Genomic DNA, 14,231 nt, shown 5'->3' on the forward strand with positions numbered 1-14,231 from the left:
AGTCTACGCCGGGGTGGTGACAAAACCTAGATCAGGGGTGGACGGACGGGAGCGCAGGGAGCAGGATGGAGCCATGAGCTCCCATAACGCACTCCTGAAGCACGTATCCATCGCCGCCAAGGACTCCACCTTGGTGGCGACATTTGCTATAGACGGCAATATTCCCGGGTCGGGCGCCTACGTGGTGGGCCTTGTGGCGGCCACACCGGATCATTCCCATCAACGAAGAATGGGAATCGAGTTCATGAACGGCGAGGCCGTGTCCTTCTACTGCTTCAGCCATGACGGCACTGAGGAGAATTTTGACCTCAGTGGCGTGGAACATTCAGGCAGCACCATTACCGGGAATTTTCCCATGAGTACCGTCCTGGGGCTGGAAAAGGGTCACCTCATGACCGCTTTCAGCGACGCCGACGGCAGGGACTACCAGGCCAACGTGCCCGTGGAGGAATCCCTCTAAAAATCGCCCCCGGGCGAACGCTGCCCGGGCGAACGCTGCAAACTGCCGGCGGCACTAGCTGTTGGCGTTGTGCACTTTCATCTCAAGCTCAGTGAACGCCGTGATCATGGCCCGGTAGGTCTTCTCCACGATGTCCGGGTCAATGTCCTTTTTCTCCGCGGCGGCACGGACATGCTCTATGACCTTCTCCACCCGGCCGGGCGCGCGGACCTCAGCATCATCGCCCTTGAGGGTGCCGGAAATCCGGATCAGGCGTTCACGGCGCGCGATCAGGGTAACGATCTGCTCATCTACTTCATCGACGGCCACGCGGACAGCTGCAAGCTGCTCCCTGTCGGCCTGGGCGTCTTTGTCGTGTCCGTGATTTGTGGGCATGTGCATGACAGTATCTAAGAATGCAGCCTCGAGTCGACTTCATTTCACTTGGCGTCCGCAGTGTTGACGCCTCACGCAGGTTCTACGTCACCGGCCTCGGCTGGCCGGTCCATCGGGAAGCCCCCGGTGAAGTGGTGTTCATCCAGGCAAACCACGGCCTCATCCTTTCCCTCTGGGATGCCGGCCAGATGCAGGCCGAGGCCTCGGTGGACAACCCGGCGGGCATTCCCTGCATCACCCTGAGCCACAACGTTGGCAGCGCCGCGGATGTTGACCGGGTCCTGGCCGAAGCAGAGGCCGCGGGAGCAGCGATAGTGGGGCCGCCGAAAACCCAGCCGTGGGGCGGCTACACCGGATACTTCGCGGATCCGGACGGCTTCCGCTGGGAGGTTGCCTTTAATCCCACGTGGACCGTTGATGCAGGCGGCAAGGTCACGGTCTGACGACCGCCCGGACCAGAAGCCCTTAGAACAGGCTTCCTACCGGCTGGATGAGTTCCGCCGAGTCGTTCCTGACGTTCCCCACGGCTGTGCCGACGGCATCGATCGTCCAGCCTTCGGCGACGTCATGGGCCCCGGCACGGACCAGGTCCACCAGGCCGGCGGCGTCGTCCGCCTGCGGGTCCAGCCATGCCTGCATGGTGGCGCGGTCCATGGGCAGCGGCACCCTGTCGTGCAGGGCGGTGAGTTCGGCCAGGATCCCGCCGGCATAGCCCGCGGGCGGCGAGTCGGTGGTCATGATGGAGGTGGACAGCATCCAGCGCTGCGGATCGCCCTCGGGCCTGGACGGATCCTTCCACCACTCGTACAAGCCGGCAAAAACGAGCGGCCGGCCGTCCTTGGGGCGGACGTAGTACGGCTGCTTGCTGCGCCCCTCCCCCTTCCATTCGTAGTAGCCATCCGCCGGCACGGCACAGCGCCTGGACCTCGCGGCCTTGCGGAAGGACGGCTTCTCCAGGACGCTCTCGCTCCGGGCGTTGATCATTTTCGAGCCGATGGACGGATTCTTGGCCCAGGAAGGGACGAGCCCCCAGCGGGCTACATGCAGTTGCCTGACCGGGCTGCCGTCCACCAGCCGCTCCAGCAGGATGGGCACGTCAGCGGTAGGGGCCACATTCCACGACGGCGGAACCACCAACTCCTCGTCCAGTTCAGCGTCAAACTCAGCCAGCAGGTCCCCGACGGCCCTGGCCATCACGTAACGTCCACACATGGCACCAGCTTGCCACCGCCCTGCAGGCAGTGTCACCCGGCGTCACCTGCCGTCACCATCGGCGGTCCGTGCAGGCCTTCCACCGCGGGAATACCGGCCGCCGGGTTACGGTTGTGGGAAAGGACATCTGCTTTGATTACGACGAGCAGCAACGAGCTTGAGGAGAACTCCGTGGATTTCACTCCCGAATCCGGCACCATCACCATGTTTTCGACCACCTGGTGCGGTTACTGCAACCGGCTGAAGAAGCAGCTGGACGCCCAGGGCATCGGTTACACCGAGATCAACATCGAAGAAGTCGAGGGCACCGCCGATCTCGTAGAGCAGCTCAACGGAGGCAACCGCACCGTCCCCACCGTTCTTTTCCCGGACGGCACCGCCGCCACCAACCCGTCAGCGGCTGAGGTGAAGAGCCGGCTCGCGGCCTAGGCTCCCGCTGGAAACGAGGACCAATCGGCGTACAGCCGATCGACGTGCAAAAGGCCGGGCACCTGGTGCCCGGCCTTTTGCATCTCCGCCAGCGCGGTGGCGATCAGCCGCGCAGGCTGGCGAAGCCCGCATAGTCCAGCTTCGCGTACCCGGCATAGGTGTCAATGACCGCCGCTTCGATGGCGGCAACGTCGAGTCCGGGGACGAGATCGTCGACGGCGCCTGCAGTGGCCGGGTCCCAGTCCAGCCCCAGGGCGGCATAGCTGGCTTCGAGCACACGGCGGATGGGCGCGGAGTTTTCCACCACAATTACGGAGCTGAACAGCCACCCGCCTGACACTACGCGCTGCGCAGTGCCGATCAGTTTGACCTTGTGCCCAGGATCCGCCGGGTCCTGGCCGTGGACGCTGAACTCCCCCGGGCAATACTCGCCCGGGATTTCGCCGACGGCGGCATGGACTCCCGCGCTGCGGAGGGCACCTGCCAGCATCTCCCCGAAGAAGGCGAAACGCCCTTTCGCACCTGCGATGGCGTCGGCATGCGGTTCCACGTGATCGACGATCAGGGTTCCCTCGTGGTACGCCGCGGCCCGGCCGCCGGCCTTCCGCACCAGCGGTTCAAACCCGAGCTCCCGGCATGCCGCAGCTGCAGCCTCAAAACCGGGAAGGTGTGCGTCGCGCTGGCCAAAGGCCACTGTGGGCGCCGGCCTGTACAGCCGGAGCGTGGGGCCGATGCTGCCGGTCTTGGCGAGGCCCAGCAGTTCAATGCCGAATTCCAGGTCCCGCGCCGCCCCCAGCGACTCCTCCTGCCGGACGATGGTCAGCGTGGCTGGTGCGCCGGCGGCGTGCTGCATCTTGCTAAGCTCCCTTATGGTCATTCTGCAATTCCTGGTCGTCGCCGCCGCGTTCGCCGTCATCGATGCCATCTGGCTCAAGACGATGAACCCGTTTTACCGCGGACAGATTGGTGAACTGCTGGCCGACCGGCCCAATCTAGGGTACGCGGTGGTGTTCTACGTGATCTACATTGCCGGCATCGTGTTCTTCGCCCTGCGCCCCGCGCTCGACGGCGGCAGCTGGCTCAGCGCGGTGGGCTACGGCGCGGCCCTGGGCGCGTTCGCCTACGCCACGTACGACCTCACCAATGCCGCGACGCTGAAGACCTGGCCGCTGCAGCTCATTGTGGTGGACATCCTCTGGGGCGCAGCATTGACTGCCCTGGCCACGCTGGCCGGCTGGCTGGTCTTCCACAGGAACTGAGCCCGCAGCACCGCCCTCCGTGGAATGCTATGTCCTGCGGATGGTCAGGATCTGCTCGGCACGGCCAAAGGGCCCGCTGAGGTCGTGGAGCACCGTTGACGTCAGGCCGATGCCGTCCGCGCCGAAGGAGACCGCGTTATCCAGGCCAAGCCAGTCGCCAGCCGGCTGCCGGTACATGTGGATCTGCAGGTCAAGGTTGGGGAAGGCATAGCTGTCCCGGCCCGGAGGGACGCGGGCCGCTATGCCGTTGGCCGTGTCCACCAGCCCCATCAGCCGGGCCATGTCCCCGCTGTCCGCCGTGTCCGTCAGCGGGTGCCCGGTTCGCAGCCAGACTTTCCCGGCGCCCGGGCGGTGCCCGTCGGCTACGCGCATCTCCAGGGAACGGATGTACCCACCCGGCCAGACGCTGGCGCCGTCGTACGGTGAACACTCGTTCGGCCCCGGAATCACGGTGTCTTCGACTGCCGCGACGGCGGCTGTGTCCGAGGTAATCATCCGCCACGCCGTGGCCCGGATCGCCACGCGTCCGCCCGCAACGAGTTCGGCCTGGAGCAGTTCGATGGTCCGTCCGGGCCGGAGCGTGGTGGTGACCACGTCGAATTCGCCGCCCGGGATCAGACCCAGGATCTCGAAGCTCAGGCGCGCCATCCGGACATCGCCCCGCGGGTCGTGCCGCTCCAGGCAATCCGCCATGATGCCGGAGGCCGGCGCCATGTGCTGTTCATGCTCGTTCCAGGCACCCTGGGCATGAAGGGTTGAACGGAAACGCCCGCCTCCCAGTGACTCGTAGTAGAAGTCGCCCTCGGCAAGTTCCGGAAGTGCTGCAGTCAACGTCGACCCTTTCGCATGGCTGGTGATGATCCCAGAACACACTATCGCCTGCTGCCACTCCGCGGGCTTCGGCCGACAGCACCGTAGTGCTGTCTTCCTGTGCTGTGCACCCTGCACTGGGTAGACTCAGGAACTGGTTCTCCTTACTACGCTCGGAAGAGGTAATCCCCTGATACGAGTCATCAGCTACAACCTTCGCAAGCACGCGGCGCGTGGCGAACTGCTCGACCTGGCCCGCGACTTCGGGGTAGATGCCTTGTGCCTGCAGGAGTGCGACACCACTGATTTGCCGGACACGCTGGGGCCCCTGCACCTGGCCGATTCGACCAAGGGCAACAGGTTGGGACTGGCCATCTACTACCGGATGGACCGCTTCACGGCCTTCGAAACCAACACCTTCGCCTTGAAAAAGTCACTTCACGACCGTGTCCTGGCGCCGGCGCATGAGCGGCTGATCGGCACCCGCGTCGTAGACAACGAAACGGACCATGAGCTGGTGATCGCCTCCTTCCACGCAGCGCCCCTTACGGCTTCGAATTCGCTGCGCCGGAAACAGATCAAGGCCGCACACGCGGAACTCCTCGGCATGGGCAGCGGACTCATGACGCTCATGGTCGGCGACTTCAACTACCCGTTCTTCACCAAGAACCTCACCGAGCATATGAAGAATTCGGGCTACGAACTCTCACTCAGTGACCGGCGGACCTATACGAGGTACAAGGTGTTCAAGGGGCATTTCGACTTTGCCACCTCGCTCGGGCTGGACATCGAAAGCGTTGAGACCCTGCCGCGCGGTGCGTCGGACCACCTTCCCATCCTCGTATCCGCCGAATACGGCCAGGATTCCGGCCCCATCCAGGGAACGCCTCAGCCCTGACGCCGACTACCAGCCCGGGAGGCCCCAGTGCGCCGCGATTGGATCCTGAAAGCCATTCCGGGCATCCAGCTGGCCCGGAGCTATCAAAGGTCCTGGCTCAAGTCTGACCTGGCAGCGGGTGCTGCATTGAGCGCCCTGCTGATTCCTGCCGGTATGGCCTACGCGGAGGCATCCGGCCTACCGGCGGTCAACGGTCTCTATGCATCCGTGGTGCCCATGCTGTTTTACGCCGTTTTCGGGCCGTCGCGCGTACTCATTGTGGGGCCGGACTCCGCCCTGGTCCCCATGATTGCGGCCGCCGTCCTACCCTTGGCGGGCCGCGAACCTTCCCGTGCGGTTGCCCTGGCCGGGGTCCTGGCCATCCTGATCGGGGTTTTCCTCATAGCGGGACGGATCTTCAGGCTGGGCTTTGTCACCGGGTTGTTGTCCAAGCCGATCCGGGTGGGATACCTCAACGGGATAGCCCTCGCCGTCATCGTCAGCCAGCTACCCAAGCTGCTCGGAATCTCGGTTCAGGGCGGTTCACTGCAGGCAAACGCCATTGCGACGGCGGAGGCGGTGTCACAGGGTGCCACGAATCCGGTGGCGCTCGTGTTCGGTGTGGCCACGGTGGCCATCATCGTTGCGGGCCGCTTCCTCCCCTGGAAAGTTCCCGGCGTGCTTCTGGCCGTGGCGGCCTCCATCGCGGCGGCCGCCGCCCTCGGCCTCAAGGATGCCATGCCGATGGTCGGAGCCCTCCCGCAGGGGCTGCCGGCGCCCGCTCTGGGTGGGGTCACCACGGATGACGTTGTGGGACTCCTCGGTCCGGCGGCAGGCATCGCGCTCATCGCCTTCGCCGATACCTCCACGCTGTCCAAGAGCCTCGCCGGCCGCGGCGGCGTGCACACGAGCGGCAACCAGGAAATGGCTGGCCTGGGGATCGCCAACGTGGCCAGCGGGCTGCTCGGCGGGTTCCCGGTGTGTGGCAGTTCGTCACGAACGCCGACCGCGCTCCAAGCCGGGGCGCGAACTCCTTTCAGCGGCATCGTCGCGGCCGCACTGGTGGTCGTCTTCATGGTGGCCGCGCCGGGGGTCACCGCCTTCCTGCCCACCGCCACGCTGGCCGCCGTCGTGATCGTGGCGGCCGCCTCCCTGGTGGACGTGAAAACCCTCCTTCGGCTGATCAGGATGAGCCGGATGGAAACGGCGCTCCTCGTGACCACGTTCCTCGGCGTCGCCTTCGTGGGCGTGCTACAGGGCATCGTCATAGCCATCGCGCTGTCCCTGATCGCGTTCATCCGGAGAGCCTGGGATCCCTACCGAACCGAACTGGCAAGCCTTGAGGACGTCCCGGGCTACCACGACATCAGCAGGCATCCGGAGGGCCTGCGCGTCCCTGGACTGGTGATCGCCCGCTTTGACGCTCCACTGTTTTTTGCCAACGGTGAGGTTTTTGCCGAGCACATCCGCGACCTCGTGGCCGACGCCCCTGGGCCGGTGAAATGCGTCATTGTGGCGTCCGAGGCCATCACGGACCTGGACACCACCGCATTGGACGACCTCGTGGAGCTCGACGACGAACTGGCAAGCCAGGGCATCAGCCTGGTCTTTGCGGAATTGAAGGGTCCGGTCAAGGACCGCCTGATCAGGTTCGGAGTGAGCAGCCGGTTCGGTCCGGACCATTTCTTCCCCACGATCAACAATGCGGTGAAAAGCTACAAGCGGACGTTCGGGCTCTAACTATGCCGAAGCCAGCGGGATCACCTCGACGCGCGATCCGGGACCCATGACCACCAGGACCCGGTCCGCGGAGACGCCATCCAGTGCGCGGGCCAGCAGATCGGCCAGCTCATCCGCTGCTCCATCCGCTGGAGCTGCTCCCTCCGTTTCATCGGGGGCACCGCCGTCGGCCTTCCTCCAGACGGTGACGCTCGCGCCCGTGGCTTCGGCCGCGGCGCGGGCCATCGCGTCCGGGTCCCCCGCGGTCACCAGGATCACTTTCCCCACAGTCCGCTTCCGTGCGGGCGCTGCGGCAGCCGTGAGGACACGGTCGTGCCGCCACACTGCGAAGTGGTAGCCGGCGGCAAGTCCGGTTGCCACGAGCAGGCCGAGGGGCGCGCGGGTCCGGTCCACCAGGCTTTCGCGTGAGGCGTCGTCGAGCATGAATTCAAAGACGCGGTATCCGATAACCAGGAGGGTGATGACGGCCACCACGGCGCTCAGGCCAAACACCGCGATGAGGTACACCCGCCGCCCCCGGCGCCCCAGCTCTGTCGGTTCAGGCGGGACCCCGGGCTTCCAGGCGAGCCACCACAGCGGACCGCCCACCGCCAAGGCGCTGATGCCGCCCAGCAGCAGCGTGCGTGTGCCGTCGCCGGCCAGCGGTGTGGCCGCGATGCTCAAGGCGGAATTGACCACAATGCCGATTCCGGTGGCAGCGGCAGCAAGGCCAACCCCGGAGGTCACCAGCTTCGCTGCCTGCCGGGTGGCTTCGGCCCGTTCCGACGGGATGGTTCGGTGGTAGGCCCAGACAAGGGAGCCCACGGCGCCCGCAGCGATGGCCGCGCCCAGCGGTTCCAGGATTTCGCTAACGGGGTCTGTGCGGTCAAAGGCAAGCCGGAGAAGGACGAACAGGACCGTGCCCGCACCGCCAAGGGCCAGGATGATCGCTCCCAGGATACCGACCACCACCAGCCCGACATCGGCAAAACCCGTTTTCAGCCGGCGTCCGCCTTCGAGGCTCCAGTGCCACCACCAGACGGCCCCGCCTCCGACGGCCCAGACCAGCGACTGCAGCACGGACCGCCACCAGGGATCCCCGACTGAGGCGGACGCGGTGAAGCCGCGGATCGCGGTGTCCAGGAGCGTTGCCATCGCCGTGACGGTGCCACCCACACCGATAATGAGCCCGAAGGCAGCCCCCACCACGGCGGGCACGTCGGACATCACCCATGGACTCCTTCGCGGATGGCGCCACATCCAGCGGTGCCACGCCAACACGCCTGCCCAGACCAGCCCGTTGGAAAGTGAAAGCTGCCAGCCCTGCCATTCGCCTCCCGTGACGGCGGCCAGGGCACCGAGCAACCATGATGCAGCCGTGATGAGTGAGACCGCGTACATGAGCGTCAGATAAAGCCCCCAGCCCACGGAGCGCCGTTCCGTGGCGTCGTCCAGACGGCGCCAGACGTACCACCAGAGGGCGGCCGCCATGGGGCCGCCGATCAGCGCGAATGCGAGGGAACGGGCCTGGCCCGCGACGTCACCCGCCACAAGCACGGTACCCGCGCCCAGCAGCCGTCCCAACAGACCGCTTAGGCCTGTTGCAGCCACCACCACCAGGGCGAACAGCAGGGTGTAGACGATGAGGCGGCGGACAGTGGGCTGGGCGGACCCGGCCGCCGGTGCCGGTACTGTCCGGGCGGCGCTCACGGTTTCGCCGCCCGGTTGGCGCAGACCCTCAGCTGCCAGGGTGAGGAGTCGATCAGCCACTTGCCGTTGGCTTTGACGAGGTCGAACACGTCCTCGGTCTGGTACTCCGAGTTGCCGAACGGGCCGCTGCCGTTCGACACCACAATCAGCACCCGCACGTCTGCGGACGTGGCCCGCTCCGTGGTGGAAACCAGCGTGACCCGCAGGTTGTCCGTGGAGGCTCTCTCAAAATCGACGCATTGGGTCCGGGCGGTCTCGGTGAGGTAGGCCATGGCAGCTGCCTCATCCCCTCCGATGACGGCTGCAGAGTAACGCTGGACCACACCCTGCGGCGTAGACTCGTCCAGCAGCCCAGGTTCGCCCCGCGAGAAAACCACTGCAAGGGATGCCACAACCAGGACTGCGATTGTTGCCACGACAATTACAAGGATCCTGTTAGGTCTACCCGCCGCTGCGTCCATGTGGTCAGTATGGCCCACTCCCCACAACGTAGCTACGGACGCATGGACGGTCCGATTGCATCAGGTTCGTTGTGAAGACCGATTCATGTCAGACCGTGCCCATCAGGCCGCGACTCACCAGGGCTGCCCGTCCGATACGGGCGGCCCTGTGCTTGGTCAACCGGGTCAGTGCGGTGGCTGGATCCTGTCGACTATGAAATCCCCGCCGGGAATGACGGTGGTTTCATGGCCGTCGTCGAAACGCACCACGTACGGCGGCGCTCCGTCAGCGCCGTGGACCTCAATGATCTGGCCGTGTCGGTCCGACGATTCGACAGTCTTGCCCCGGATCGTGATCCGGTCTCCCTGGGTTGCCTTCATGGCAATCACCTCCAAGAACCAGAGTACGAGTGTCGGGGCTCCTGCAACAGGTCCCGCATCTGGCGCATGCGGCCGCTTGGCAGGAGTATGGGGATATCACTGATCTTGACCTTGGCACGGGACCGAGGGGGAACCGTTATGGCGGACGAAAAACCCACCAGCTGGTGGGCAACTCTGCCCGGTCTGCTGACCGCCGCCGCTGCTGTGATCACCGCGGTGACCGGGCTGCTGCTGGGACTGGGGCAACTCGGGGTGTTCGACGGCGGCGGCCGTCCCGCCGCCACGCCAGGCGGCGCACCCGCTGCCGGCACTTCGCAGCCCGCCGAACCGGCAAGGCCGGGCGGAACCGCAACCGGCGCCGCTGAGAGTGCGGGATGGACCGTGGACCTGCCGGCCGGACGGACGTACCGGGCGGCCGACCTCGAATATGAGATTCTCGATGCGCGGGTACGCCCCGACGTGGCGGGGAAGGTGGCGCTGACGATTTCGGTTCGCTGCACGAACCATGGCAGGTATGACGTGAACTTCTGGGACTCGACGTTCAGGCTGAACGCCGGCGGCGTCAACCATTCCCCGGATTCCGGCCTGAATGAACTCGTAGCCGGCGATTCGAGCAAAGCGGGAGACGTCCGCTTCACCGTTCCGGCGGATACCCGCGGCGCCCTCCTGCGCATCAAGTTCACGGAGGGCGAGAGCACGGCCCAGTTCTCCATCTCGCCACCCTGAAACTGCTCGCCGCCCTGAAACGGCCCGGCCGCAAGTCTGTCGCTCATCGGAGCCACGGTTCACCAGCCGGCGCTGTCTGCGTTCCTGCTGGGCGCCGGTGCGGGGGCCGTGGCCCAGGTGGCCGTCAAGCTGCTGCCCATGCTCAAGGACCGCACGGGGAAGACATTCACTGCACTCACCAGCAGCGGTGTCATCCTGGGGATGGCGGTGATGTATGCCACCGGACTTCTCGTCCAGGCTTGAGCCGGGGCGGCAGGAAGGGCAGGCTTGACGGTGCACCTGAGGCAGGCGGGAAGCCTAGGCTCCCGCGCGGACGAAGGTCACGCCACCCGTGGCCGTCAGCCAGGACAGCGGGTGCGTGACGGTGGCGTTGGCACCGTTCATGCCGCCGCTGATCACTTGGCCGTCGCCGATGTAGATGCCCACGTGGCCGGACTGCACCACCATGTCACCGGGCTGGGGCTCCCCCACCACCTTGCCGTAATCCATGAACTGCGCCGGACCGAGGTCGCCCACTGGAATACCCGCCGAGCCAAGGGCCTTTTCCACCATGGCGGTGCAGTCCTGGGTGATGCCAAGCTGCGCGTAGGCAGCGGAAACCATGGCGGCATTGACGCCGCCGGCCGCCGGAGCAGGCGCCGGGGCGGGTGCGGCCGCCTGCACCTGGACAGAAACGGCGGGAGCAGCAGGCTGGGCAGCCTGAGCCGGAGCAGCCGACGCAGGAGCGGCGGCCTCCTCCGGTGCGGGCTCGGCCACCGGGGCGGGCGTGGAGCTCACCTCCGGGCGCTCGAAACTGATCCTGACATTGGAATCCGCGCTGAACGGTGCGCCCGCCTGGGTCTGGACGTCAAGGGCCGCTGCCGGAGCTGAATCGCGTTCCGCGGGGGCTTCGGCGGCCTGGGCGGCCATGCCGCTGGACAGGACAAGACCGGAAGCTGCGGCGATCACCGCGGCCTGGCGCCCCACCCTGCCTCTGCCTGCGTTGGACGCGGGCCTGGAACGCCCAGCGGGGGCGGTCGATCGATGATGAGCGTGGAGTTTGCGTGAAGACATGAAGCAGCCTCTCCCGATGCCTGCGAGGTTAGCTGTCGGATTCGGATGGGAGGCACCCGGCCGCACATGGCTTCCGCGTGCGGAAGGTGTGTGCGGCTTCACCCCGAGACCTGCGCCAAGAGGCAGGTCAAATGTGGTTTCCCCGTCCCTGCCGGATGGTTTTAGGTTGGATCCCGAGCCGCGGCAGGGTTAGGCAACCCACCCGGGAGTGCCCGCATGTGAGACAACAGGCACTCTTCCACCGTACGTGCGTGGCCACTGGGTGTCACATTCCGGGAGCAGCGCGGCGAGCGCCTTGGCACCTCAAATGCGAGTAGTGGGCTTACATATACTTGGATTCACCGTTTGTCAAATGGAGTGTTTTGCCTTCACGCCGTGAGGCGTAGTCTACGTGCATGTTCTTGCGGGGGGACTCACACGCTTGGAGGAATCATGCGCTGGATGACCCACCCTGCCCGCCGTCAAGGACGGCATTTGGCGGACCCCCCGGAGGCCACTTCCGCCAGGGATCGGCACGGACGCCGATGGACTGCGATCGTAGGGGTTTTGCTGCTCACAGTCAGCACTGTGGTTGGCATAGCCAGCTCTTCAAAGGCAGCGGAGCCCACAATTATCAGCCTCACTTTTGACGACGGCAACGGCAGCCAGCTCGCGGCCGCCCAGGTGCTGAAGGCGCACGGGTTGGTGGGTACCTTCTACATCACCACCTCCTTTATTGACTCAGCCGGTTTTCTCACCCGGGCAAACCTGCAGAGCATTGCCGCCGACGGAAACGAGATCGGCGGCCACAGCGTCACACATCCGGACCTGACCACCCTCAGCGCCGCAGCCGCCCGCGCGGAGGTCTGCAACAGCAAGACGACGCTTGAAAGCTGGGGGTTCACCGTCAGGAACTTCGCGTATCCCTTCGCCGCAGAGAATGCGACGGCCCAGTCGGCAGTCCGCGATTGCGGCTATGCCACTTCACGGGGCCTGGGGGACCTGCGTTCCCCGGCCAGCTGCGCCGGGTGCCCGGTCGCGGAGTCTCTGCCTCCGGGCAACCCCATGGTCACCAAGGCCCCGGACCAGGTGGCCAGCTCGTGGACCCTCGCGGATCTGCAGGCCCGCGTGACCGACGCAGAGACCACCGGCGGGTGGGTGCAACTGACCTTCCACGAGATCGCTGTGGGCACGGACCCGTCCCTGTCCATCACTCCCGCTCTGTTTGAATCCTTCGTCACCTGGCTGGCTGCGCGGACGGCAAACGGGACGACGTCGGTGCGGACAGTCGCGCAGGCATTGGGCCAGTCCTCCGCTCCCCCGACATCGCCTTCCCCATCGCCATCGCCGTCGCCGTCTCCCTCCCCCTCGCCGTCGCCGTCGCCGTCGCCGTCGCCGTCAATCTCCTTCGTTGACGTCCCGCCGGGCTCGGCGCTGTACACAGAGGTCAGCTGGATGGCGAACCAGGGAATAGCAGGCGGTTGGCATGAAACCGACGGGACCCGGACGTTCCGTCCCGGCGTTGCCGCCAGCAGGGACATGATGGCGGCCTTCTTCTACCGGCTGGCCGGGAGCCCGGCCTACACGCCGGCAGGTTCCCCGTTTGCGGATGTCACACCGGACACCCCTTTCTATAAGGAGATCCTGTGGCTCGCGTCCCAGGGAATCACCAACGGCTGGGCTGAAGCCGACGGCACCAGGACCTTCCGACCAACCGTGGCCGTCAACAGGGACCAGGTCGCCGCGTTTGTGTACCGCTTCGCCGGCAGTCCCGCTTACACACCCACGGCACCGCCCTTTGTCGATATCTCCCAGCAGAACGCCTTCTATGCAGAGATCGCGTGGATGGCGTCAAACGGAATCTCCAAGGGCTGGGCCGAAGCAAACGGCACCAGGACCTTCCGGCCGGGACTGCCCGTCAACCGGGACCAGGTGGCTGCCTTCCTCTACCGCTACAACACAGCCTTCCCGGGGTAGCAGCCGTCATGGGGCAGAATCCGTAGATGGAAAACTATTGCGTAGCCATCTGCCAGCTGAGCACTCAGCCGCAGGAGGACTTCGACGTCAACACGGAGCTCCTGATCCTTGAGGGCAAGGAACTCCATGTTGCGACGTGGGACGCCGAGCCGCGGGACGGCGGCTTTGACATCCTGGTCCTCAACGACCGCGTCAGTGCCCTCGGATTCATGGTGGTCACTGACTGGGAGTTCCTGGAAGGAAAGGCCTACGCGGTAGTGGAGCGGCGGGCCGGCGGCTGAGCGCCGTCCGCCCGTGACAGCCCGGCTGCGCGCCGCAGCCACGGATCGGAATCACCTGCCCACCGGTCCAGCACGACGTTCGCCCGCACTCTCGCCTGCCCTTCCAGTCCAGCTATCAGGGGACGGACGACGTCGGCGGCCAGCGGGTCCACCAGCTCACCCAGCTGCGCCTCCCGCACAAAGCCCTCGATCCGTGTGAGGTCTGAGTTGTTGAGCAGGGTGACGCGGGACTGCAGCAGAACCACCGCCGCCAGGCGGCGCTCGAAGACCGGGACCGACCAGAGCTCACTACTGAGGGCAGTGATGTCATCGTGCACAAGGTCACGGTGGCGGCGGAGCATGTCACGGATGGTTCCCCGCACCGCACCGACGGAGGCGCCGTAGTACTCAAGTCCGTCGCCCAGCCGGGCCTGGGCCTCTTCCGCCCGGAGCCAGGAGCTTTCCCGCTGCAGCGAGGCATCCACAAAGTCACACGCTTCGGTCACCCGACTATTCTGTCGCACGCTCTGCGAGCGCAGTGCGCGGCTCCGTGAGACACTCAGT

Annotated in this window: 19 protein-coding genes and 1 riboswitch; of the genes, 10 read left to right on the plus strand and 9 right to left on the minus strand. The window is 65.9% G+C overall.

Translation table 11 applies throughout. The features are described 5' to 3' along the window. The first annotated feature begins 73 nt into the window (after positions 1-73). Complete coding sequence (locus J2805_RS07920; protein WP_309974720.1) at positions 74-460, plus strand: hypothetical protein; 387 nt, start codon at positions 74-76, stop codon at positions 458-460. 54 nt (positions 461-514) lie between these two features. Here the strand turns inward: J2805_RS07920 and J2805_RS07925 are convergent, their stop codons facing one another. Beyond that, entirely contained in the window at positions 515-841 is a 327-nt protein-coding gene (locus J2805_RS07925) for a chorismate mutase (RefSeq protein ID WP_104173045.1), read from the minus strand. A 14-nt stretch (positions 842-855) separates the two neighbouring features. Here J2805_RS07925 and J2805_RS07930 point away from each other — a divergent pair, with 14 nt between their 5' ends. Beyond that, positions 856-1,278, plus strand: a complete 423-nt coding sequence (locus tag J2805_RS07930) for a VOC family protein (protein ID WP_309974724.1) — start codon at positions 856-858, stop codon at positions 1,276-1,278. A 22-nt stretch (positions 1,279-1,300) separates the two neighbouring features. On the opposite strand, the gene J2805_RS07935 is transcribed toward J2805_RS07930, so the two are convergent. Continuing rightward, positions 1,301-2,047 (minus strand): SOS response-associated peptidase, encoded by a 747-nt coding sequence (locus J2805_RS07935; RefSeq protein ID WP_309974727.1) that lies wholly within the window; start codon positions 2,045-2,047, stop codon positions 1,301-1,303. Between the two features lie 171 nt (positions 2,048-2,218). On the opposite strand from J2805_RS07935, the gene J2805_RS07940 reads away from it, so the two are divergent. Then, complete coding sequence (locus J2805_RS07940; protein ID WP_011692168.1) at positions 2,219-2,476, plus strand: mycoredoxin; 258 nt, start codon at positions 2,219-2,221, stop codon at positions 2,474-2,476. A gap of 103 nt (positions 2,477-2,579) precedes the next feature. Here J2805_RS07940 and J2805_RS07945 read toward each other — a convergent pair whose 3' ends face one another. Then, entirely contained in the window at positions 2,580-3,329 is a 750-nt protein-coding gene (locus J2805_RS07945; protein ID WP_396134263.1) for a biotin/lipoate A/B protein ligase family protein, read from the minus strand. A gap of 16 nt (positions 3,330-3,345) precedes the next feature. Here J2805_RS07945 and J2805_RS07950 point away from each other — a divergent pair, with 16 nt between their 5' ends. Further along, positions 3,346-3,735 carry a DUF2177 family protein gene (locus tag J2805_RS07950; RefSeq protein ID WP_309974732.1) on the plus strand — a complete coding sequence of 130 codons (390 nt, stop codon included), beginning with the start codon at positions 3,346-3,348 and terminating at the stop codon, positions 3,733-3,735. A gap of 27 nt (positions 3,736-3,762) precedes the next feature. Here the strand turns inward: J2805_RS07950 and J2805_RS07955 are convergent, their stop codons facing one another. After that, positions 3,763-4,566, minus strand: coding sequence for a thioesterase family protein (locus tag J2805_RS07955; protein ID WP_309974735.1), 804 nt, complete (start codon positions 4,564-4,566; stop codon positions 3,763-3,765). Between the two features lie 172 nt (positions 4,567-4,738). Here J2805_RS07955 and J2805_RS07960 point away from each other — a divergent pair, with 172 nt between their 5' ends. After that, entirely contained in the window at positions 4,739-5,443 is a 705-nt protein-coding gene (locus J2805_RS07960; protein WP_309974895.1) for an endonuclease/exonuclease/phosphatase family protein, read from the plus strand. A gap of 27 nt (positions 5,444-5,470) precedes the next feature. Continuing rightward, entirely contained in the window at positions 5,471-7,162 is a 1,692-nt protein-coding gene (locus tag J2805_RS07965; protein WP_309974738.1) for a SulP family inorganic anion transporter, read from the plus strand. Here J2805_RS07965 and J2805_RS07970 read toward each other — a convergent pair whose 3' ends face one another. The 3 genes from J2805_RS07970 to J2805_RS07980 all read right to left on the minus strand — a co-directional run bounded on the left by J2805_RS07970 (position 7,163) and on the right by J2805_RS07980 (position 9,672). Continuing rightward, a complete protein-coding gene (locus J2805_RS07970; protein ID WP_309974740.1) occupies positions 7,163-8,911 on the minus strand; it encodes a DUF5671 domain-containing protein in 1,749 nt (582 codons plus the stop codon). Continuing rightward, positions 8,848-9,267, minus strand: a complete 420-nt coding sequence (locus J2805_RS07975; protein WP_309974743.1) for a hypothetical protein — start codon at positions 9,265-9,267, stop codon at positions 8,848-8,850. The genes J2805_RS07970 and J2805_RS07975 overlap by 64 nt, the downstream gene beginning before the upstream one ends. Positions 9,268-9,477: 210 nt before the next feature. Next, the gene (locus J2805_RS07980; RefSeq protein ID WP_309974746.1) at positions 9,478-9,672 is read right to left on the minus strand and encodes a DUF1918 domain-containing protein; all 195 of its coding nucleotides are present in this window, start codon (positions 9,670-9,672) and stop codon (positions 9,478-9,480) included. A gap of 138 nt (positions 9,673-9,810) precedes the next feature. Between J2805_RS07980 and J2805_RS07985 the strand changes: the two genes are divergently transcribed. Then, a complete protein-coding gene (locus tag J2805_RS07985) occupies positions 9,811-10,398 on the plus strand; it encodes a hypothetical protein (protein WP_309974749.1) in 588 nt (195 codons plus the stop codon). 108 nt (positions 10,399-10,506) lie between these two features. Then, the gene (locus tag J2805_RS07990; protein WP_309974752.1) at positions 10,507-10,641 is read left to right on the plus strand and encodes a hypothetical protein; all 135 of its coding nucleotides are present in this window, start codon (positions 10,507-10,509) and stop codon (positions 10,639-10,641) included. Between the two features lie 54 nt (positions 10,642-10,695). Here the strand turns inward: J2805_RS07990 and J2805_RS07995 are convergent, their stop codons facing one another. Beyond that, a complete protein-coding gene (locus J2805_RS07995) occupies positions 10,696-11,451 on the minus strand; it encodes an NlpC/P60 family protein (RefSeq protein ID WP_309974754.1) in 756 nt (251 codons plus the stop codon). A 3-nt stretch (positions 11,452-11,454) separates the two neighbouring features. Further along, a riboswitch (cyclic di-AMP (ydaO/yuaA leader) is annotated at positions 11,455-11,628 on the minus strand. A gap of 390 nt (positions 11,629-12,018) precedes the next feature. On the opposite strand from J2805_RS07995, the gene J2805_RS08000 reads away from it, so the two are divergent. Together J2805_RS08000 and J2805_RS08005 are read left to right on the plus strand one after the other, a co-directional pair. Next, entirely contained in the window at positions 12,019-13,407 is a 1,389-nt protein-coding gene (locus J2805_RS08000) for a polysaccharide deacetylase family protein (protein ID WP_309974757.1), read from the plus strand. 26 nt (positions 13,408-13,433) lie between these two features. Continuing rightward, positions 13,434-13,688 (plus strand): hypothetical protein, encoded by a 255-nt coding sequence (locus J2805_RS08005; protein WP_309974760.1) that lies wholly within the window; start codon positions 13,434-13,436, stop codon positions 13,686-13,688. Here J2805_RS08005 and J2805_RS08010 read toward each other — a convergent pair. Then, the gene (locus tag J2805_RS08010) at positions 13,655-14,173 is read right to left on the minus strand and encodes a DNA alkylation repair protein (RefSeq protein WP_309974762.1); all 519 of its coding nucleotides are present in this window, start codon (positions 14,171-14,173) and stop codon (positions 13,655-13,657) included. The two genes, J2805_RS08005 and J2805_RS08010, sit on opposite strands and share 34 nt — an antisense overlap. Positions 14,174-14,231 lie beyond the last annotated feature (58 nt).

The organism is Arthrobacter oryzae (genome assembly GCF_031454875.1).
In the GTDB taxonomy this organism is placed as follows: domain Bacteria; phylum Actinomycetota; class Actinomycetes; order Actinomycetales; family Micrococcaceae; genus Arthrobacter; species Arthrobacter oryzae_D.

What these genes read in the sequence shown, in the direction of transcription:
- J2805_RS07920 (WP_309974720.1), top strand. Translation starts at nt 74, where the DNA reads ATGAGCTCCCATAACGCACTCCTGAAGCACGTATCCATCGCCGCCAAG.
- J2805_RS07925 (WP_104173045.1), bottom strand. Translation starts at nt 841, where the DNA reads ATGCACATGCCCACAAATCACGGACACGACAAAGACGCCCAGGCCGAC.
- J2805_RS07930 (WP_309974724.1), top strand. Translation starts at nt 856, where the DNA reads ATGCAGCCTCGAGTCGACTTCATTTCACTTGGCGTCCGCAGTGTTGAC.
- J2805_RS07935 (WP_309974727.1), bottom strand. Translation starts at nt 2,047, where the DNA reads ATGTGTGGACGTTACGTGATGGCCAGGGCCGTCGGGGACCTGCTGGCT.
- J2805_RS07945 (WP_396134263.1), bottom strand. Translation starts at nt 3,329, where the DNA reads ATGCAGCACGCCGCCGGCGCACCAGCCACGCTGACCATCGTCCGGCAG.
- J2805_RS07950 (WP_309974732.1), top strand. Translation starts at nt 3,346, where the DNA reads ATGGTCATTCTGCAATTCCTGGTCGTCGCCGCCGCGTTCGCCGTCATC.
- J2805_RS07980 (WP_309974746.1), bottom strand. Translation starts at nt 9,672, where the DNA reads ATGAAGGCAACCCAGGGAGACCGGATCACGATCCGGGGCAAGACTGTC.
- J2805_RS07985 (WP_309974749.1), top strand. Translation starts at nt 9,811, where the DNA reads ATGGCGGACGAAAAACCCACCAGCTGGTGGGCAACTCTGCCCGGTCTG.
- J2805_RS07995 (WP_309974754.1), bottom strand. Translation starts at nt 11,451, where the DNA reads ATGTCTTCACGCAAACTCCACGCTCATCATCGATCGACCGCCCCCGCT.
- J2805_RS08005 (WP_309974760.1), top strand. Translation starts at nt 13,434, where the DNA reads ATGGAAAACTATTGCGTAGCCATCTGCCAGCTGAGCACTCAGCCGCAG.